The sequence below is a fragment of the Acinetobacter sp. S40 genome (assembly GCF_016624705.1).
In the GTDB taxonomy this organism is placed as follows: domain Bacteria; phylum Pseudomonadota; class Gammaproteobacteria; order Pseudomonadales; family Moraxellaceae; genus Acinetobacter.
This window is the reverse complement of record NZ_JACVTU010000010.1, coordinates 52,086-72,222: the sequence shown is the minus strand read 5'-3', so window position 1 is coordinate 72,222 and position 20,137 is coordinate 52,086. Positions and strand designations below refer to the sequence as shown.

Below are 20,137 nucleotides of genomic sequence, written 5' to 3'. Positions count from 1 at the left end.
CCATTTTTATATCTCTTTAGTGTTTAAGCCTTTTTGCGTTTTAAACGACGTTTTGCTTGCTGTGAGGCAACCGCGTCTAATGCCGCTTTAAGTTCTTCATCATTAAAGGTGGTGATATGTTGTAACATTTGTAAAGTTGCTTCATCTAGCACCAATTTCGCACCTTCAGCCATATTGCTAAAGTTGCGCTCAAATTCAATTGCACCTTGCTCATTGGTACAAATGTAACCTTGTTGGGTTAATACTTTAATAAAGCTTTGGAATAAAGATTTATCAAAGAACTCAGGCGAATTAAACTCATACAGGACGGATAGACGCTGTCCGAGCAAATGGCTTAAATCCTCAACTTGTCTGACTGAAATGTTACCCGAACCACGTTGGGCAATTAATGCCAGTGTCATGTAGTAACGTTCCAGACTTTGTTTGACTGGCGCAGCCAAAATCACTAATTGATTATGATCTTCTGAATTTGGTGCAGGACTGACCAAATCACCTTCACTATCTTGCTCAATCAATTTGGCATTAACTAAAGCATCAGCATATTGACTAATCTGTTGTTCAAGTTGCTCAGGTTTCCATTTTAGGAATAACTCTGCCTGTAAAAATGGATAGAGGGTTTTGATCACATTTGTCAGATTTCTCTGGCTGATTTTGCCATTATGCTCAACCAATGCGGCAATCAAAGAAGGCAAAACAAATGCATGTAGAATATTATTGCGGAAGTAAGTCAGTAACACGGCCTGATTATCTTCAATTGCAATAATATCACCTAGCACATGTTGTACGCGTTTAATCAGTTTAAGTTTCAAACCATAAGCGATGATTTCTTTACCCGATAATGGCGTGACTTGAGTTCGTTCATCATAGGGAAGAGTTGTGACGAGGTCACGATAAGCATCCAATTGCTTGATGCATAGCTCTTCATCCAACGTGTGTTTTGGGGTTGCCAGTAAGATCAAGGATAATAATGAAACTGGATTAATCACCACGGCACGGTTGATATTTTCTAAAATGGCATGTGCTGAACTATTGATAGCATCTGAAACCTGAGGCGGAATCGGATCATCATTTTTTTCAATTTTAATTTGATCTGCATCATGAGCTTTAAGCAAATCATCCAGAAAAACAGGTTCGCCAAAATTGACATGAACTTTGCCAAAGATACGCTCAATTTTGCGTAAAGTTTTGACTATCCCGAAGATCGATTCTGCTTCTTTGGGTTTACCCTGCATTTCACCGACATAGGTTGAACCTTCCATCAAACGCTCATAGCCGATATAGGTTGGAACAAAAACAATCGGTTTGGCACGACCGCGTAAATGACTGTGCACAGTCATGGCAAGCATGCCTGTTTTAGGCGGAAGTAAACGGCCTGTGCGCGAACGTCCCCCTTCAATAAAGTATTCAAGGGGAGTATTGCGCGACAAAATGCTGTACAAATATTCCTTAAATACCGAAGTATAAAGACCATTGCCACGGAAAGAGCGACGAATAAAGAATGCTCCGCCACCGCGAAGTAATTGACCTACAAACGGCAGATTTAAATTATCCCCGGCAGCAATATACGGCACCATCAAACCACGACGATAAATAACATAAGACAGGAGTAAATAATCGATATGACTACGGTGACAAGGCGTATAAATAATTTCATAGTCCTTGGCTAGTTCACGTACCGTACTAAAATTGTGAACGTCTACGCCGTCATAAAGTTGCGTCCAGAGACGAGTCAATGCCATATCTGCAAAACGTACCGCTGAATAAGAATAATCCGATACGATTTCATTGAGGTAGCCAATCGCACGACGTTCGGCTTCGAGCATGCTGACTTTACCGCGAATACTTTCACGACGAATCGCATCTTGTACATCACGCGATTTAATTAATGACTCCATGACGTTACGTCGATCGGATAAATCTGGACCGAGTACCACTTCACGCTGACTGTCTAGAAAATCATTGAGTGTGCTGACAATGTAAGTTGCAGGTGACAAATTTGGATAATGTGTCGTTGCATAATTAACCAACTGACGTAACGACTGCGGTTCATGAAACTCAACATAGGTTTGACGACCATGTAGACCAATATTCATCAACTGTTTAACTTTACCAGGTGTAGCCCATGTGTCTGTAAACAGCAATTTAAACCACGAATCTTCTTTATCAGGAGAACGTCCCCACAGTACAGTGACAGGAACCAACTCAATATCATAGTCTGAATGTTTATCTAAAAACTCGATAAAACGCAGCAAACGAGGAGGAAAAGCATGCGGTGGAGGGTTCAGTAAATTTTTTTCGTCGTGGTGCTGTAAAAATAAAACCGAAGCTTTTTCTTTATAATCTTCTATCGCTAGCGGATCTAACGCTGGCTTTAGATTTAAACGGCGTGTTTCTCCATCAATCACCAACGCATTGCTACGAGAATAATTCTGTAATACATAGCAGACGACTTTTTTTGATGCAGGCTGTTCTGCGATCTGGATATCAGTGGGTTCCGAAGGGACTTCCCCAAGAACATGTGGGGTTACCACGAGGTCAAGCAATTTACTCGACAGCCGCCGATACATCTGACCGAAGCCACTCTTGGCCATAAGAACTCCTACTCAAACAACAATGCTCCCACCAAAAGGACAGGAACTGCTTTAGTGAAATGATGTGAAAAACAATGGGCTATTTTCTGATAAATTACATGGATTGCGCTAGTGTTTATCGTTAAAAAACGTATTTTTAATACGAATAGCAATTCTAAAGTGTGACATGCTAGTCAACTAATCTTTAGGGTTACACTCTGAATTTATGGAAAAATATAGTATATCTGTTTTATAGTTTACAGTTGTATTGTTTTTAAACTAGTGACATTTTCAAAGGTATCTCATGAATGCATTAACCCAGGAACTTGTCGAGCTTTTATCACTTGAAAAGCTTGAAGATCATTTATACCGTGGCGCGAGTCGTAATCTGGTCGGCAAGCGGGTGTTCGGTGGACAGGTTCTGGGACAGGCGCTACGCGCTGCTTCTTATACGACAGATCGTCCGGCACATTCGATGCATGCCTACTTTTTATATGGTGGCGATATCAATGCACCTATTATTTATGAAGTTGACCCTTTGCGTGATGGACGTAGTTTTGCCAGCCGACAAGTCCGTGCCATTCAACATGGACGTACGATTTTCTCGGCTATGGTGTCTTTTGCTTATCCAGAAGAAGGTTTAAATTATCAGCCTGAAGAACCAGAGTATCCTGCACCAGAAGATTTAAAATCAGAAGATGAGCTGAAGGAAGGTTTGGTTAGTTTTATTCCTGAAAATGTACGTGCAAGTTTTATGCGTGAACGGCATATTGAAATTCGTCCTATTGATCCAGTCAATCCTTTTCAGCCGCAACCGCAGGCGCCAAGAAACGCACATTATTTGCGTACGCATGATCGTATACCCGCAGAACTGGATGATGTGGCATTGCATCAGGCGATCGTAGCATTCTATTCTGACTTTACTTTAATGACCACTTCCTTAAAACCACATGGTTTAAGTTATCTCTCTCCAAGTCTGCAATGTGCTAGTATTGATCATGCAATTTATTTTCATCGTCCTGTACGTGCAGATGAATGGATGCTTTACGATATGGATGCGACGGTTACCTCAAATTCTCGCGGTCTAAATTTTGGACGCATGTGGCAAAACGGACAGCTAGTCTGTAGTACCGTTCAGGAGGGTCTTATACGGCTTCGCGAAATTGAAACGCAATAGGTCAATTTGACTCAAATAAAGCCGCCACCATGCGGCTTTATTATTTCTAAATCACAAGATATGCTAAAAAATATTCGATTCTATTGAGCGTGCATGTCATAGTAATTCCAAAGAATGAGTCAAATTTCAGATAATATGAGCTTAAACACACAAATTTTAATTGCAGCTATTTTAGGTGTGGCTTTTGGGTTTTTGTTAAACCTCTATCCTGACACTGCTTTTTTTCATCAAAGTATCTATGGACTTGGCATTATCAGTAGCATTTTTATTGGATTACTGAAAATGCTATTGGTGCCGCTTATCTTTTCTTCAATTGTGGTGGGTGTTTCCAACTTGCAGGCCAGTGGTCAGTTTGGGCGTGTCTGGAAAATTACCGCCTTATGTTGCTTAACCACCACGACACTTGCCTTAATTTTAGGGATCGGTTGCGCGCATTTATTTGGTGTAGGCAAGGGCATGGATATCGCCATTTTTAGTGACGCTATGAGTAATCATCAAGCCCCAGATACTTTGTCACCCTCGACTTTTTTTACAAATTTTATCCAAAACACCCTAATTAACCCCTTTAAAGCCTTTAGTGATGGGAATGTCTTGGCAGTGGTAGTCTTTGCTTTATTCATTGGGGCTGCACTCATTAAAGGGGGAGATCGCTTTCAGTCAGTACGAGTTCTCAGTCTACAGTTTTTTGACATTATGATGATGCTGGTGGGGTGGGTGATGAAACTGGCACCGTTGGGGATTTTGGCTTTACTGGCAAAGCTAATTGCAACGGAAGACATTAAAATACTAAACAGTCTGGCTGAATTTGCTTTGGTCGTCACGGGTACGACTATTTTTCATGGTGTTGTCGTTTTGCCTTTGTTATTGTGGATTTTTGGGAAAATGAATCCCATTACCTTTTTTAAAGGGACACGTTTAGCGCTTATTACGGCTTTTGCTACCAGTTCCAGCTCAGCCACCATGCCATTAAGCATGAAATGTGCACAAGAGAATCTAAAAGTTCGACCGCAGACAGTGGGCTTCGTCATTCCTCTTGGTACGCAATTGAATATGGATGGCACTGCCTTGTATGAAGCAGCCGCAGCGCTATTTGTTGCGAATCTGGTAGGCATGGATTTAACCCTTACGCAGCAATTGATCGTGTGCTTGACAGCCATGATTGCGTCGCTGGGAGCGCCAGGAATTCCAAGTGCGGGAATGGTGACGATGATTATGGTTTTACAATCGGTTGGACTTCCTGCTGAAGCGATTGCAATTTTACTGCCGATTGATCGTATTTTGGATACCGTACGTACCGTGGTAAATGTGCAAGGGGATATGATGATTAGTGTAGTCGTGGATCGTTATGCCAAAGGTGATAACGAGGAAACCTCATGAGCGTTATAAAACCTAAGCCTTAAAAAATAAAAAAGCAGAAATTATTTTCTGCTTTTTTATTATTCCATGGTTTAAGCGGCAGCCAGAACAGCACGTTTTGCTGCAGGTGAATGATCCAGATAGCGAACAGCATCTTCGGTATTACCTTCTTTCACCGGATCATACCAAGGCATAAGATAATCAATTTGCTGAGCCACGAGCCAGATTGGATTGGGGAGAAGCTGGTTGTCTTTACGCCCTTGTTTATACCATTCGAGCCAGATCCATGGACGAAATAAACTTGGTTTATGTTCTGCAAAACGAGGATCTTGTTTCATAATATGGGCTGCACCATCTACCCATAAGCCGAGTACCCCGACAATAACAGCCACACTTAAGTAATAACGGGCAATATAACCGCCCCCTAAATGACGATATAGATCAAAAGCGACCGTGCGGTGTTCTATTTCCTCAGCACCATGCCATTTGACCAAGTCGACCATTTCTGGATCTGCCCCTAGTTCCTGCCACTTTTGATTATACAGTGCGTATTTCCCCAACACGCAGGTCATATGTTCAACCGTAGCAATTACTCCTAAACGGAATAAATCCCATTGATGTTCTAGTACCTTGGGAACTTCAATATCCAGTGGTTTATCTGCCAGTAATTTTGTAAACAAAAAATTCATGATCTCCAGATTACGCTGAATATCGATATTACGTGCTGACAAATATTCTTTATTGGCGGAAGTATGCGCGTTGGCATGCATCGCTTCCTGACGAATAAAGGCTTGTACATCTTGTTTTAGCTTTTCATCACTAATTTGCGGTAAGACTTTATTATAAAGACGGCAGAACCAAAATTCGCCGGCAGGTAAAATGTTATTAATTTCATTAATAAAATAACTGGCAAAAGGATGTTCTGGAATCCAGTCAACGGGAGTTTCTTTCCAGTCGAATTTTACCTTACGCGGTTGAATGCGATAGTGAATGGAAGAGCCGGGTAATTTACGCTTAAAAAATGAAACAATACTCATATCCTTACCTTTATTTGTTCTTGTCGAACTTTTGCTGGTTTTTCCTGAGTATAAAAAATGCCCCTGTATTTTGCTTTGCAATACGGGACATTCAGTTATCATTAGGTGATGATATGACAGAAAAAGATGTGATTTATTCTTCTTTTAGCGTTACATCTTGCTCATCGAGATCATTGTCATTGGCTTCTGGAATCTGGCTCAAATCAAATTCAGGTGTATGATCCAGCGTATAATTTAGACGTCCCGCCATTACGCTGGCTAATTCTTCAAGTCCCTGTTTATTCAATGATGAAAACAGTTGAATGGAAAAATTCAGCTTCATTTTTTTTAAGGTCTGCTTTACATCAAGCAGGGCTTTATTGGCTGGGCCTCGGTTCATTTTATCGGCTTTGGTCAGCAAAATATGCACAAACAATTTACGTGAATGAGCCCATTCCAGCATCATGGTATCGAAATGCTGTAACGGATGACGAATATCCATCAATAGTACCAAACCTTGTAGGCTTTGGCGGTGAATGAGATAATTTTCTAGCTCTTTTTGCCACACACGTTTCATGTCTTCTGGGACAGCCGCATATCCATAGCCTGGTAAATCGACCAATCGCTGATCAGGATTACCTAAGCTAAAGAAGTTAATCATTTGGGTGCGCCCCGGCTTTTTTGAAGCGCGAGCTAATTGTTTCTGGTTGGTTAACGTATTAATAGCGCTAGATTTACCCGCATTGGAGCGTCCAGCAAAAGCTATTTCATAACCAGTATCTTCTACACAGAGTGCAAGTTTAGGAGCACTCATTAAAAATTCAGCTTTGCGTAGCCAATTGAGTGCCTTTACTGAATATTCAGTAATAGCCGGATCCGCCTTTTTCTCATAACTAATTTTTTGTTTAGGTGCGAGTTTGGCTTTGGTATCTTTGGATTTCGCATAGCTATGCATAGAGATTAACTTTTACAATCACAATATATTTAAAATGCATTATAAAGGATGAGAGCAATTCACGCGAATTTTAAGGCAATTTGGCGCAAATTATGAATGAATGGCAACAAATGCGATAGGTGAGTTGATAGAAGCGGTAGGGGGTGCAGCCAAAACATCAGCCAAAGTATATTGATCTAATGTTTGATAAAAACTTTCCAGTGCCTGATCTAGAATACCTTTGAGACCACAGTGAGTCCGTAATACACATGGGGGAGTATTGCATTCGACAATCTGATGATCACCTTGCAATATTCGCACAATTTTACCCAGCGTTAGTTCTAAGGCCTGCGGATTGAGACGGATTCCACCTCCTTTACCGCGTGTAGTTAGAATCCACTCTTGTTTGCCCATAAAATGTACAATTTTAACAAGGTGGTTCTGAGAAACATGCAAATCCTGTGCGATTTCTGCAATCGTATACGGCATTTCACTAGGGCGTGAAATGTACATTAATATACGCAAGGCATAATCGGTAAATTTATTGAGCTGCATGAGTTTACTTAATCTATTGCTTTAAATAGAAAAGGCTAGTCTATCACAGGCTAGCCTTAGACAAAATGCCGAACCAATTAGCTGAGTTTGACCCCACCCGTACCAAATGCTTCAGTATGAATATTCTGTGCAGGAATGCCACGTTCCACAAGGACCTTATGCTGTTCAGCCATAAATGGCATTGGGCCACACAAATAGTAATCGGCATTTACAGGCAGTAATGCAGCATCCATAGAAGCAAGATCCAGACGACCAGCGATATCGTAATCCTGACCAAGTACATCAGCTTCATGCGGGAATTCATAAGCCGTAAAGGTATTTAAGCGTGGATATTTTGCTTTTAGTTCTTGGATATGCTTTTTCATTGCATGCACCTGACTGCTGCGACACGCATGAATGAAATTTACGGGCTGCGGCATATCCAGTGTTACTAATTGATTAAGCATTGCAATCATTGGGGTTACGCCCACGCCACCACTAATAAAGATATTGCGTTTGCTGCTGTCGATTAAATAGAAATTACCAGTCGGAGCAGACACCTCAATTTCTGAACCTTCAGGCAAACGATGTAATGTGCTTGAGACCCAACCACCGGCCAAGTCACCTTTTTCATCTTCACGTTTAACGGAAATACGCAGATAGTCGGTTTGTGGACTAGTCGACAATGTATATTGACGTGGCTGTTTTAAACCAAGCTCATCAACAAAAACACGGACTGAAATATATTGACCAGCTTCGTATTTTGGTAATTCACCCTCATCTACAGGAGCAAGGTAAAAAGAGGTAATTTCTTCACTTTCTACCACTTTTTTGGCGATTTTAAAATTACGCCAGCCTAACCAGCTTCCTTGAGTGTGTTGGTGTTGAGCATAAATCGCTTTTTCTGTACTGATAAAAAGGTCGGCCAATTGCCCGTAAGCTGCGGCCCATGCCGCGATTAATGGGTCTTCCATCGAAATACTTAAGACTTCACTAATGGAATGCAACAGATTTTCTCCTACGATTCCATAATCAGGCGATTGAATGTTTAAGCTCACATGTTTATGTGCAATCAATTCGACCACAGGTAATAGTACTGATGGATCTTCAATATTTTCAGCGTAAGCCAGAACTGCACCAGCCAGAGCTTGAGCCTGTGCACCGCTACGCTGATGGCCCATATTAAAAGTTTCTTTTAATTCAGGATGATTACCCAACATTCGATTATAAAAATAACCTGTCAATGCAACACCGTTTTCGCGTAATACAGGTACAGTTGCTTTTACGAGATCAATTTGTTGTGGAGTCATGGCTAGACCTTTTATCTGGCTTTTATAAGATGTATTTAAAATACATTTTATAAGGTGTATTTGCAATATATCTTTTAATGAAATGCTTAATTTTATTAAGGGATTAATTAGATCGTATTTTCACACTTGATTGGTTTTTTACAAAGAGCGTATTAAGCACTGATTTTATATCCCGCTATATGCCATAAAATCAGTGCTTTGATAAATTTATTTATCTTTTCCCAAATAAAGAGCCCAGTAAGCCACGCACGAGTTTCTGTCCTGTTGGGCCGCCTAGCGTTCGTGCTGCACTTTTAGCGAAAGTACCAAGCACATCTTGAGTCAGCTTTTCTCGGTCACGTTGAGATTTTTCGTCAGCTTTTTGCTGTTCTCGTGCTAAACGTTCTTGTTCCTTGGCTTGCTGTTTGGCAACTGCCTCTTGTTGTTTGGTTTGTTGATCTGCTTCCGCTTGTGCTTGCTGTTGCTGCGCGCTTTCATTCACCTTACGTTGTAACATTTCATAAGCACTGTCACGATCTACTATGTGTTCATATACTCCAGCCACGATACTGTTTGCCATGAGGGCTTTGCGTTCCTCTGGCATTAAGGGAGTAAATGAAGAGTAAGGTGGCATCACCCAGCCACGTTCCACAATCTGTGGTGTCCCTTGTTCATCTAGAAAACTAATTAAAGCTTCCCCTACAGCCAGTTCAGTAATGGCTTGATCAACTTTAAATTCTGGATTTGCCCTAAATGTATCTGCAGCTGTTTTGACGGCTTTTTGATCTTTGGGAGTGAAAGCACGTAATGCGTGTTGTACGCGATTACCCAATTGACCCAGTACGGTTTCCGGTAAATCCAGTGGGTTTTGAGTAATAAAATAAATTCCCACACCTTTGGAACGAATTAAGCGTACCACTTGTTCAATTTTCTGTTGTAAAGCAGGACTGGCATTATCAAATAACAAATGCGCTTCATCAAAGAAGAATACCAGTTTTGGTTTATCCAGATCACCAACTTCAGGCAGTTGTTCAAATAACTCGGATAGCATCCACAGCAAAAAGGTAGCGTACAGTTTTGGGGTATTCATGAGTTTATCTGCGGCGAGCAGATTAATATAACCCTGACCATTGCTATCGGTCTGGATAAAATCCAGAATATTTAAGCTTGGTTCACCAAAAAATTGTTCACCACCTTGATAGCCTAACGCCAACAAATTACGTTGAATTGCGCCTAAGCTGGCAGGGGATAAATTACCATAATCTGCTTTGAGTTCACTGGCATTGTCACTGACATAACTCAGCATGGCTTTTAAATCTTTAAAATCAACTAATAATAAACCCTGATCATCGGCAATACGAAATACCGCAGAAAGTACCCCTTCCTGAGTGTCATTTAAGTTCAACATTTGTGCCAGTAACAATGGCCCAATTTCAGACACCGTGGTGCGAATAGGATGGCCTTGCTCACCAAATAAATCCCAAAAAATCGTAGAAGATGCTGCAAAAGCAATGCTATCTATGCCTAGAGATTTTATACGCTCATCAAATTTGGGGCTATTGCTACCTGCTTTGGCAATGCTGGACACATCGCCTTTGGCATCTGCTAAAAATACAGGAACACCAATACGGGAAAAGCTTTCTGCCATGACTTTTAATGTGACCGTTTTCCCCGTTCCCGTTGCTCCCGCAATCAATCCATGACGGTTGGCAAATTCAGAATGTAAAATAATATCCTGATTGATATCGGTGGTTTTTTTGGCAATGACAATCGGTGTACCCATATTTTTTTCCTATTCTTATCACTATTCAAGTTGTTGGAGTGCGTTTTGAATATCTTCTATTAAATCTTGAACGGATTCCAGCCCTACGCAGAAGCGAACCAGTAAACCCTGTTGTAAATGTGTATTGGCCAAGACACGCATATGCTTTAAATCGTAGAGCATGACCAGACTCACAGGGCCACCCCAGCTAAAACCAAGCTTAAATAAATTTAGAGCATCACAGAAGCGACGAATTGCACTCATTTCATATTTAGGATCAAAAATAACACTGACTAATCCTGCACTCTGTCCATCTAGACATGTCTCCTTCCAATAAGTATGTCCGGGACTATCAGGGTTCATTGGATGTAAAACTTGTACAAACACAGGTTGTTGCTTTAGCCATTGCAGTAAAATTTGTGTATTTTCAGCCTGTTGTTGATAACGTAACCGGATATGTGGCAGGCTACGTATGATCTGGGCAGTATCATCTCCAGATACGCAAATACCTTGGGTGGCATGCATTTTAAAGAGCTGGTGATGCAATTCTCGATTTCGAGTTATTACGCTGCCCATTAATATATCGCCGCCGCCACTTGGGTATTTAGTCAAGGCATGTACAGTGATGTCTACAGCTAATTGTTCATCTGAAAACTCAAATGCATTAAATGCCAGCCCTGCGCCCCATGTATTATCGAGTGCAGTCAATACATTGGCTTGTTGGGCTTTTTTCACAAGATTTTTAAGATCAGGAAATTCTAAAGTAACTGAGCCTGCTGCTTCGAGCCAGATCAGTTTGGTTTTTGTAGAAGGTGTGAATGAATCTGCGTCGATCGGATTGTAGACTTTTACTACAATCCCATAACGGAGTTGCAGATTTTTTAAATGTTCCATGTTTGGCCCGTAAATATTGTCGGGAACCCAAACTTCATCGTCTTGACTTAAAAAAGTCGAATTGACCAGATTAATAGCAGATAAACCACTTGGTGCAAGTAAGCAATACTCTCCGCCTTCAAGCTGCGCTAGTTGATCTCCCAGAGTATAAGTAGTGGGAGTACCATGTGTGCCGTAGCTATAATCATAGGCATCCGTCCAACGTCGATCAAAAAGGTGCGATGTTGATTGAAAAATGATGGTCGATGCACGAAACAGGGGAGGTTGAATAGTATGAATATATTGAGCTGCCTTTCTTGGGGCGTGGATTAAACGAGTTTGTGAACTTTTTTTTGCTGTCATGGTGTTTTCATTTGTTTGCTTTGAGTCTAGATTAAAAAAAATAAATCTTTTCTGCTAGTTTTAAGCTCATATTTGTGAGTATTTCTTTACAGGCGCTTATGTCGTTTAAAGTTGGCTTCATTTTTGCTATGACTTAACTAATACCAACAACAATATAGGTTCTAAGTGCATGAAGCCGCATTTAAAAGTGCATTATTTTCAGCATATTGCTGGTGAAGGGTTCGGAAGTTGTTATGATTTTTTGAAAACACATCAGGCAAAAATTACTGCAACTGAGTTTTTTGCATTACCGCTTGATTTACCCCTTGAAATCGAGGCATTACCTCGTATTGAGGATGTTGATTTGCTCATCATTATGGGGGGTGCAATGAGTGTTAATGACGAAGCCAACTTTCCGTGGCTGAAAATTGAAAAACGCTGGATTCGCCGTTATCTGGCTGCTGGCAAGCCTGCGATAGGGTTGTGTTTGGGTGGTCAACTTATCGCCAATGCATTAGGTGCAGCAGTCAGCCGTAACCCTTTTCAGGAATTGGGCTGGACAACTGTACATCGTGTACCACAATTTTCAGCACAATGTTTTCCCTTGCCGCCGTCTTTTAATGTAATGCAATGGCATAGTGAAACTTTTGAAATTCCGAAAGGAGCTATTCATCTGGCTGAAAATGCGGTGTGCCGTAATCAAATGTATCAGATTGGTCAGAATGTTCTGGGTTTTCAGTTTCATCCAGAAATCACACCTAAAACGCTGGAGCTGTTTTTAGAAAATGATGATGAAGTTGTCACATTCCAAGGAGAATATGTTCAGTCACCGTATCAACTTAAGAAATCAAGTAAGTCAAATTTTATAGAAGGAAACCAATTACTCAATCAGGCCATTGAATATGTAATGAAAGCATCATAATCAGATGAAGATAAACAATATCAAGAATAAAACATCGCTATTTTACGATTAAGTAACAAATAGAATTGCATAAGAGTTAGACAGTCGCTATAATGGGCGACCCTCAAATTGTGAGGTCATTTACTGCAAAGAAAGTAGTAAATGCATGACAGTCGCGGCATCGATCGTGACCTTAGTGATTTTCACTGCCTTTGACACTTACCAATAGGTGAGGTGCGTCAAGGGTGATTCTTTATATATTTTGGCTTGGAGTTTACTGGTATGTCTAACCAGAGAATCCGTATCCGTCTTAAGTCTTTTGATCATCGTCTGATTGATCAATCTTCTCAAGAGATCGTAGAAACCGCTAAGCGTACTGGCGCACAAGTGTGTGGTCCAATCCCGATGCCTACTCGCATCGAACGCTTCAACGTTCTTACTTCACCGCACGTGAACAAAGATGCGCGTGATCAGTACGAAATCCGCACCTACAAACGTTTGATCGATATCGTTCAACCAACAGATAAAACTGTTGATGCATTGATGAAATTGGATCTTGCAGCTGGTGTTGATGTTCAGATCGCATTGGGTTAAGGCTTTCGGGTTAATTAGTGCCTGGCATTAATTAAGCTGCTTTTTTAGAGGTTACACACATGGCTATTGGTTTAGTCGGCCGCAAGTGCGGTATGACCCGTATCTTTACAGATGCCGGCGTCTCTGTGCCTGTTACAGTGATTGAGGTTGATCCTAACCGTATCACTCAAATTAAAACGCTTGAAACTGATGGTTATCAAGCTGTTCAAGTTACTACTGGCGAACGTCGTGAATCTCGCGTAACCAATGCACAGAAAGGTCACTTTGCGAAAGCGGGTGTTGCTGCTGGTCGTTTGGTTAAAGAGTTTCGCGTTACTGAAGCTGAGCTTGAAGGTCGTGAAGTTGGCGGTAATATTGGTGTTGATTTGTTCACAGTTGGTCAAGTTGTTGACGTAACTGGTCAATCAAAAGGTAAAGGTTTCCAAGGCGGTGTTAAGCGTTGGAACTTCCGTACCCAAGATGCTACTCACGGTAACTCAGTTTCTCACCGTGTTTTAGGTTCTACAGGTCAAAACCAAACTCCTGGACGCGTGTTCAAAGGCAAGAAAATGGCCGGTCACCTAGGTGATGAGCGCGTAACAGTACAAGGTCTTGAAATTGTATCTATCGACGCAGAACGTTCTGTTCTTGTTGTTAAAGGTGCGATTCCTGGTGCTACTGGTGGCGACGTAATCGTTCGTCCTACGATCAAGGCCTGAGGGGAAATAACGTGAATTTAAAAACTGTTTCCGGCTCTGCTGTTGAGTTGTCTGAAGTTGCTTTTGGACGTGAATTTAATGAAGCGCTTGTACATCAGGTGGTTACAGCTTATTTAGCTGGTGGTCGTCAAGGTACTCGTGCTCAAAAGTCACGTGCTGAAGTGTCTGGTGGTGGTAAAAAACCATTCCGTCAAAAAGGTACTGGTCGCGCTCGTGCTGGTTCTATTCGTAGCCCAATCTGGGTTGGCGGTGGTAAAACATTTGCTGCTCGTCCACAAGACTGGTCTCAAAAAGTTAACCGCAAAATGTACCGCGGTGCAATGCAATGTATCCTAGCTGAACTTGTTCGTCAGGATCGTCTTGTATTGGTTGAAGAGTTCGCTGTTGCAGCTCCTAAAACTAAAGAATTGCTTGCAAAACTTAACGACTTGAATGCAGCTCGTGCACTTATCGTGACTGATGCTGTAGATGAGAACTTATATCTTGCTGCACGTAACCTTCCACATGTTGATGTGGTTGATGCTGCTGCAATCGATCCTGTTAGCTTGATCGCGTTTGATAAAGTTGTCATGTCTGTAGCTGCTGCTAAGAAAATTGAGGTAGAACTCGGATGAACAACGAACGTATCTATCAAGTCCTAAGAGGACCGGTCTTCTCAGAAAAGGCACAAGTTTTAGGTGATACTGCTGGTGTTCAAGTATTTAAAGTTGATTTAAATGCAACAAAACTTGAAATCAAAAAAGCAGTAGAACAACTATTTGGTGTAGAAGTTGTTAAAGTTAACACAACTATTACTAAAGGTAAGACTAAGCGCTTTGGTAAAACATTAGGGCGTCGTTCTGATGTTAAAAAAGCATACGTCACCCTGAAAGCTGGCCAAGATGTTGAAATGGCTGACTTGGGCGATACCGCTGAAAGCGCAGCGGAATAAGGACGAAAATTATGCCGATTCAAAAATGTAAGCCAACGTCTCCAGGACGTCGCTTTGTAGAGAAAGTGGTTCATGACCATCTTCACAAAGGGGCGCCTTATGCACCGTTGGTTGAAGCTAAAAAACGTACTGGTGGTCGTAATAACAACGGTCACATTACAACTCGTCACGTTGGTGGTGGACATAAGCAAAACTACCGTATCGTTGACTTTAAACGTAACAAAGATGGTGTTCCTGCAACTGTAGAACGCATTGAATACGATCCTAACCGTACAGCGCATATTGCTTTGTTAAAGTATGCTGATGGTGAGCGTCGTTATATCATCGCGCCTAAGGGTTTGCGTGCGGGTGATAAAGTTCAGTCTGGTAACGATGCTCCAATTCGTCCAGGTAACTGCTTGCCACTTCGTAATATGCCTATCGGTTCTACACTACACAATATTGAACTAAAAATCGGTAAAGGTGCTCAAATTGCACGTTCTGCTGGTACTTCAGTTCAGTTGTTGGGTCGTGATGGTTCTTATGCGATCATTCGTCTGCGTTCAGGCGAAATGCGTAAAGTACACGTTGAATGCCGTGCTGTAATTGGTGAAGTTTCTAACCAAGAAAGCAACCTTCGTTCATTGGGTAAAGCTGGTGCAGCGCGCTGGCGTGGTGTTCGTCCTACCGTTCGTGGTATGGCGATGAACCCAGTTGACCATCCACACGGTGGTGGTGAAGGGCGTAACAAAGGTATCCAACCTGTAAGCCCATGGGGTCAAAAAGCGAAAGGGTACAAGACTCGTACCAATAAGCGTACGACTAAGATGATTATTCGCGATCGTCGCGTCAAGTAAAGGAATCTGACTAATGCCTCGTTCATTAAAAAAAGGTCCATTCGTCGACGCGCATTTGTTCGCTAAGGTTGAAGCTGCTGTTGCTGCTAACAACCGTAAGCCGATCAAAACTTGGTCTCGTCGCTCAATGATCCTTCCGGATTTTGTTGGTTTAACAATTTCTGTTCACAATGGTCGTAACCATGTTCCAGTAATCATTACTGAGCATATGGTTGGTCATAAACTCGGTGAATTCGCGCCAACTCGTACCTATCGTGGTCACGGTGTTGATAAGAAATCTAAACGTTAATGGGTGTCATGATGGAAGTAACTGCTAAATTACGCGGTGCCGCTATCTCGGCACAAAAGGCACGTTTGGTTGCAGACCTAATCCGTGGCAAATCTGTTGCTCACGCGCTTAATATCTTAAACTTCAGCAATAAAAAAGCTGCGGTTTTGGTAAAAAAAGCTTTGGAATCTGCAATTGCAAATGCTGAACACAATAACAGTTTAGATGTGGACGACCTTAAAGTTTCTACGATTTACGTTGATGAAGGCATTAGCCTTAAACGTATTATGCCACGTGCCAAAGGCCGTGCAGATCGTATTACTAAGCGTACTTGTCACATCACCGTTAAGGTAGGGGTTTGATATGGGTCAGAAGGTTCATCCAATCGGTATCCGCCTAGGTGTTGTGAAACGTCATAACGCTAACTGGTATGCGAGTCCGAAACAATACGCTGAATATTTGCTTAAAGATCTTCAAGTTCGTGAGTTTTTAACTAAAAAACTTAAGAGCGCGATGGTGAGCAATATTCTTATCGAACGTCCGACAGGTGCTGCTAAAGTAACAATTAGTACTGCTCGTCCTGGTATCGTTATCGGTAAAAAAGGCGAAGACATTGAAAAATTACAGCGCGAACTTACCAATATTATGGGTGTTCCTGCGCAAGTAAGTATCAACGAAATCGATCGCCCAGACTTGGATGCGCGTCTAGTTGCTGAAGCAATTGCTTCTCAATTGGAAAAACGTGTCATGTTCCGTCGTGCTATGAAGCGTGCGGTTCAAAACACGATGCGTGCTGGTGCTAAAGGTATCAAAGTTGAAGTTTCAGGCCGTTTAGGTGGTGCAGAGATTGCACGTACTGAGTGGTATCGTGAAGGTCGTGTACCTTTGCATACGCTTCGTGCGGACATCGATTATGCTACTATGCGTGCAGAAACAACTTACGGTACGATTGGTGTTAAAGTCTGGATTTTCCGTGGTGAGATTTTGGGTGGCATGAAACAAGTCATGAATCCTGCTCCTGCTGAAGATCGTCCAGCTAAACGCGGTCGTGGTCGTGGTGAGGGTCAAGAACAGCGTCGTGGACGTCGTAATGACCGTGCTGCTGACAAGGGAGAATAATCCATGTTGCAACCTAAACGTACCAAATTCCGTAAAATGCACAAAGGCCGTAACACTGGTCTAGCGCATCGTGGTAGTACAGTATCATTTGGTTCGATTGCGATTAAAGCGACTGAACGTGGTCGTATGACTGCGCGTCAGATTGAAGCTGCGCGTCGTACTATTAGCCGTCGTATTAAGCGTGGTGGTAAAATCTTCATCCGTGTATTCCCGGACAAACCAATTACCGAAAAACCATTAGAAGTTCGTATGGGTAACGGTAAAGGTAATGTGGAATACTGGGTTTGTGAGATCAAACCAGGTAAGATCCTGTACGAAATTGAAGGTGTGAACGATGAGTTGGCAACTGAAGCGTTTAAGCTTGCTGCTGCTAAACTTCCGTTTAAAACCACTATCGTGACTCGGACGGTAATGTAATGAAAACTAAAGATCTACGTGAAAAATCGGTAGAAGAGTTGAAAGCGTTGCTTGATGAGCAACAGCTTAACCAATTCCGTCTTCGTATGGCGAAAGCGACTGGTCAATTGGGTAAATCGCACGAAGTGCAAATTGCTCGTAAAACTATCGCTCGTATCAAGACACTCCTTACCGAAAAACAGGGGAACGGACAATGAGTGAAAAAACAGTCCGCACGTTAACCGGCAAAGTCGTAAGCGACAAAATGGACAAGTCTATTGTTGTTCTTATTGAACGCCGCGTTCAACACCCGTTGTATGGCAAATCAATCCGCCGTTCAACTAAATTACACGCTCACGATGAAAACAACGTTGCTAAACTTGGCGACCTAGTGACCATCAAAGAAAGCCGCCCAATTTCTAAAACTAAAGCTTGGACTTTAGTGGAAGTAGTTGAAGTAGCTGCTGAGTAATTACGTTCTTGTTGCATCATCGGTCAATTTCGAGTACTCTTTGAGCCTTTCGAAATTGCGACCGGTGTTGCTCGGTTTTGGAGTAGGGCAATGATTCAAACCGAAAGTATGCTCGACGTAGCAGACAATAGTGGTGCACGCCGCGTACAATGTATTAAAGTACTAGGTGGTTCACATCGTCGTTATGCTTCTGTTGGCGACATTATTAAAGTTACTGTTAAAGAAGCAATTCCACGTGGCCGTGTTAAAAAAGGCGACGTAATGAATGCTGTTGTGGTACGTACTAAGTTTGGTATTCGTCGTCCAGACGGTTCAGTGATCCGTTTTGATGACAATGCAGCTGTATTGTTAAACAACAATAAAGCTCCGATTGCCACTCGTATTTTCGGACCAGTGACTCGTGAACTTCGTACTGAACAGTTCATGAAAATCATTTCATTGGCTCCTGAAGTTCTATAAGAGGCAATCATGGCTAAGATTAAAAAAGGCGATCAGGTTATCGTGATCGCAGGTAAAGAAAAAGGCAAACAGGGTACTGTTCTGTCTGTTTCTGAAGACCGTGTTAAGGTTGAAGGCCTTAACCTAGTGAAGAAGCATCAAAAGCCGAATCGTGTAACTGGCGCTGAAGGCGGTATTGTTACTCAAGAAGCTTCGCTTCATATCTCAAACGTGGCAATTTTAAATGCTACAACCCAAAAGGCTGATCGTGTTGGTTACCAGATTGACGAAAATGGCGTGAAAACTCGCGTTTATAAGTCAAACGGTGAATCAGTGGCGACAGCGAAGTAATAGGTTGATACGGCAATGGCCAGACTTAAAACACGTTACAATGAAGAACTTAAAGCTAAGTTACAACAGGACCTTAGCATTAAGAATGTAATGGAGATTCCTCGCATTACAAAAATCACCCTAAACATGGGTGTAGGCGCAGCCGCAACTGATAAGAAATTATTGGATGGTGCTGTTGCTGATATGACTTTAATTGCTGGTCAAAAACCAGTAGTTACGCTTGCACGTAAATCAATCGCAGGTTTCAAAATCCGTGATGGTTGGCCAATTGGTTGTAAAGTAACCTTGCGTGGCGAACAAATGTACGAATTCTTGGACCGTTTGATCTCAATCGCAATTCCTCGTATCCGTGACTTCCGTGGTTTTTCTTCAAAATCATTTGATGGTCGTGGTAACTACTCGATGGGTTTAAAAGAGCAAATCGTTTTCCCTGAAATCGATTTTGACAAGATTGATCGTATTCGTGGTATGGATATTACTATCACTACTACTGCTCGCACCGATGACGAAGGCCGTGCGCTTATGCGTGCATTCGGCTTCCCGTTCAAATAAGAGGTCGATATGGCTAAGAAAAGTATGATTAATCGCGAGTTGAAACGCGAACAAACTGTTGCTAAATACGCTGCAAAACGCGCTGAATTAAAAGCGATTATTGCAAACGTAAATGCAAGCGATGAAGAGCGTTTCCAAGCGACATTAAAGTTACAGGCATTGCCACGTAACGCATCTCCAGTACGTCTTCGTAACCGTTGTGGTTTAACAGGTCGTCCTCATGGTTACTTCCGTAAGTTCGGTTTAAGCCGTAACAAATTACGTGACACAGTAATGCAGGGTGATGTACCTGGCGTTGTTAAGGCAAGCTGGTAAGGAGCAACTAAATGAGTATGCAAGATACCGTTGCCGACATGCTAACACGTGTTCGTAACGCACAAATGGCAAAGAAACAATCTGTTTCTATGCCGTCTTCTAAGTTGAAAGTTGCGATTGCCAACGTTCTTCAACAAGAAGGTTATATTTCAAACGTAGAAGTCGCTCAAGAAGAAGCAAAAGCTACTTTGACGATTACGTTAAAATATTTTGAAGGCAAACCAGTTATTGAAACTGTGAAACGTGTAAGCCGTCCAGGCCTGCGCCAATATCGCGGTAAAGATAAACTTCCGAGCGTTAAGCAAGGTTTAGGTATTGCAATTGTTTCTACAAGCAAAGGCATCATGACTGATCGCGCTGCACGTGCTGCGGGCGTTGGTGGTGAAGTTATTGCTTTTGTTTCTTAATAGGTG

The 20,137-nt window shown here is 42.0% G+C and carries 25 protein-coding genes and 1 pseudogene; 19 read left to right on the top strand and 7 right to left on the bottom strand.

What is annotated here, in order from left to right; genetic code table 11:
• Positions 1-23 precede the first annotated feature (23 nt).
• Positions 24-2,591 (bottom strand): glycerol-3-phosphate 1-O-acyltransferase PlsB, encoded by a 2,568-nt coding sequence (gene plsB / locus IAE19_RS12395; protein ID WP_200461227.1) that lies wholly within the window; start codon positions 2,589-2,591, stop codon positions 24-26.
• Positions 2,592-2,874: 283 nt separating this feature from the next.
• Between plsB and IAE19_RS12390 the strand changes: the two genes are divergently transcribed.
• Together IAE19_RS12390 and IAE19_RS12385 are read left to right on the top strand one after the other, a co-directional pair.
• Positions 2,875-3,747 carry an acyl-CoA thioesterase gene (locus IAE19_RS12390; RefSeq protein WP_200461226.1) on the top strand — a complete coding sequence of 291 codons (873 nt, stop codon included), beginning with the start codon at positions 2,875-2,877 and terminating at the stop codon, positions 3,745-3,747.
• Between the two features lie 114 nt (positions 3,748-3,861).
• Positions 3,862-5,124: a dicarboxylate/amino acid:cation symporter gene (locus IAE19_RS12385; protein ID WP_200461225.1), complete on the top strand. Its 1,263-nt coding sequence runs from the start codon at positions 3,862-3,864 to the stop codon at positions 5,122-5,124.
• Positions 5,125-5,195: 71 nt separating this feature from the next.
• On the opposite strand, the gene IAE19_RS12380 is transcribed toward IAE19_RS12385, so the two are convergent.
• The 6 genes from IAE19_RS12380 to IAE19_RS12355 all read right to left on the bottom strand — a co-directional run bounded on the left by IAE19_RS12380 (position 5,196) and on the right by IAE19_RS12355 (position 11,874).
• Positions 5,196-6,140, bottom strand: coding sequence for a metal-dependent hydrolase (locus IAE19_RS12380; RefSeq protein ID WP_200461224.1), 945 nt, complete (start codon positions 6,138-6,140; stop codon positions 5,196-5,198).
• Between the two features lie 133 nt (positions 6,141-6,273).
• A complete protein-coding gene (gene yihA, locus IAE19_RS12375) occupies positions 6,274-7,074 on the bottom strand; it encodes a ribosome biogenesis GTP-binding protein YihA/YsxC (RefSeq protein WP_200461223.1) in 801 nt (266 codons plus the stop codon).
• Between the two features lie 90 nt (positions 7,075-7,164).
• A complete protein-coding gene (locus tag IAE19_RS12370) occupies positions 7,165-7,608 on the bottom strand; it encodes an RrF2 family transcriptional regulator (RefSeq protein WP_200461222.1) in 444 nt (147 codons plus the stop codon).
• A 77-nt stretch (positions 7,609-7,685) separates the two neighbouring features.
• Positions 7,686-8,897 (bottom strand): NO-inducible flavohemoprotein, encoded by a 1,212-nt coding sequence (hmpA, locus tag IAE19_RS12365; protein ID WP_200461221.1) that lies wholly within the window; start codon positions 8,895-8,897, stop codon positions 7,686-7,688.
• Positions 8,898-9,108: 211 nt separating this feature from the next.
• Entirely contained in the window at positions 9,109-10,659 is a 1,551-nt protein-coding gene (locus IAE19_RS12360; RefSeq protein WP_200461220.1) for a helicase HerA-like domain-containing protein, read from the bottom strand.
• Positions 10,660-10,680: 21 nt separating this feature from the next.
• Complete coding sequence (locus tag IAE19_RS12355; RefSeq protein WP_200461219.1) at positions 10,681-11,874, bottom strand: PLP-dependent transferase; 1,194 nt, start codon at positions 11,872-11,874, stop codon at positions 10,681-10,683.
• 169 nt (positions 11,875-12,043) lie between these two features.
• Between IAE19_RS12355 and IAE19_RS12350 the strand changes: the two genes are divergently transcribed.
• The 17 genes and pseudogenes from IAE19_RS12350 (at position 12,044) to rpsH (ending at position 20,131) form a co-directional block, all read left to right on the top strand.
• Positions 12,044-12,775, top strand: coding sequence for a type 1 glutamine amidotransferase (locus IAE19_RS12350; RefSeq protein WP_200461218.1), 732 nt, complete (start codon positions 12,044-12,046; stop codon positions 12,773-12,775).
• Between the two features lie 261 nt (positions 12,776-13,036).
• Entirely contained in the window at positions 13,037-13,348 is a 312-nt protein-coding gene (rpsJ, locus tag IAE19_RS12345; protein ID WP_004725677.1) for a 30S ribosomal protein S10, read from the top strand.
• A 59-nt stretch (positions 13,349-13,407) separates the two neighbouring features.
• A complete protein-coding gene (gene rplC / locus IAE19_RS12340; RefSeq protein ID WP_200461217.1) occupies positions 13,408-14,046 on the top strand; it encodes a 50S ribosomal protein L3 in 639 nt (212 codons plus the stop codon).
• Positions 14,047-14,057: 11 nt separating this feature from the next.
• Positions 14,058-14,660, top strand: coding sequence for a 50S ribosomal protein L4 (rplD, locus tag IAE19_RS12335; protein WP_004985328.1), 603 nt, complete (start codon positions 14,058-14,060; stop codon positions 14,658-14,660).
• On the top strand, positions 14,657-14,977 hold the full coding sequence (gene rplW / locus IAE19_RS12330; protein ID WP_200461216.1) for a 50S ribosomal protein L23: 321 nt from the start codon (positions 14,657-14,659) through the stop codon (positions 14,975-14,977). Before rplD ends, rplW begins: the two co-directional genes overlap by 4 nt.
• Before the next feature lie 11 nt (positions 14,978-14,988).
• Positions 14,989-15,813 (top strand): 50S ribosomal protein L2, encoded by an 825-nt coding sequence (gene rplB / locus IAE19_RS12325; protein WP_200461215.1) that lies wholly within the window; start codon positions 14,989-14,991, stop codon positions 15,811-15,813.
• A 13-nt stretch (positions 15,814-15,826) separates the two neighbouring features.
• The gene (rpsS, locus tag IAE19_RS12320; RefSeq protein ID WP_004985338.1) at positions 15,827-16,102 is read left to right on the top strand and encodes a 30S ribosomal protein S19; all 276 of its coding nucleotides are present in this window, start codon (positions 15,827-15,829) and stop codon (positions 16,100-16,102) included.
• Positions 16,103-16,113: 11 nt separating this feature from the next.
• On the top strand, positions 16,114-16,443 hold the full coding sequence (rplV, locus tag IAE19_RS12315; protein ID WP_004754247.1) for a 50S ribosomal protein L22: 330 nt from the start codon (positions 16,114-16,116) through the stop codon (positions 16,441-16,443).
• Between the two features lies 1 nt (position 16,444).
• Positions 16,445-17,264, top strand: a pseudogene (gene rpsC, locus IAE19_RS12310) (30S ribosomal protein S3).
• Complete coding sequence (gene rplP, locus IAE19_RS12305; protein ID WP_004985344.1) at positions 17,204-17,617, top strand: 50S ribosomal protein L16; 414 nt, start codon at positions 17,204-17,206, stop codon at positions 17,615-17,617. The pseudogene rpsC and the gene rplP overlap by 61 nt, the downstream one beginning before the upstream one ends.
• Positions 17,617-17,814 carry a 50S ribosomal protein L29 gene (rpmC, locus tag IAE19_RS12300; RefSeq protein WP_000849927.1) on the top strand — a complete coding sequence of 66 codons (198 nt, stop codon included), beginning with the start codon at positions 17,617-17,619 and terminating at the stop codon, positions 17,812-17,814. The genes rplP and rpmC overlap by 1 nt, the downstream gene beginning before the upstream one ends.
• Entirely contained in the window at positions 17,811-18,068 is a 258-nt protein-coding gene (rpsQ, locus tag IAE19_RS12295; RefSeq protein WP_004924117.1) for a 30S ribosomal protein S17, read from the top strand. Before rpmC ends, rpsQ begins: the two co-directional genes overlap by 4 nt.
• Positions 18,069-18,158: 90 nt before the next feature.
• Complete coding sequence (gene rplN / locus IAE19_RS12290; protein WP_004924120.1) at positions 18,159-18,527, top strand: 50S ribosomal protein L14; 369 nt, start codon at positions 18,159-18,161, stop codon at positions 18,525-18,527.
• A 9-nt stretch (positions 18,528-18,536) separates the two neighbouring features.
• On the top strand, positions 18,537-18,857 hold the full coding sequence (gene rplX / locus IAE19_RS12285) for a 50S ribosomal protein L24 (protein ID WP_200461214.1): 321 nt from the start codon (positions 18,537-18,539) through the stop codon (positions 18,855-18,857).
• A gap of 15 nt (positions 18,858-18,872) precedes the next feature.
• Positions 18,873-19,409, top strand: a complete 537-nt coding sequence (rplE, locus tag IAE19_RS12280) for a 50S ribosomal protein L5 (RefSeq protein ID WP_200461213.1) — start codon at positions 18,873-18,875, stop codon at positions 19,407-19,409.
• A gap of 9 nt (positions 19,410-19,418) precedes the next feature.
• Positions 19,419-19,724, top strand: a complete 306-nt coding sequence (gene rpsN, locus IAE19_RS12275) for a 30S ribosomal protein S14 (RefSeq protein WP_004985353.1) — start codon at positions 19,419-19,421, stop codon at positions 19,722-19,724.
• Positions 19,725-19,735: 11 nt separating this feature from the next.
• The gene (rpsH, locus tag IAE19_RS12270) at positions 19,736-20,131 is read left to right on the top strand and encodes a 30S ribosomal protein S8 (RefSeq protein WP_120370459.1); all 396 of its coding nucleotides are present in this window, start codon (positions 19,736-19,738) and stop codon (positions 20,129-20,131) included.
• Positions 20,132-20,137: the final 6 nt, after the last annotated feature.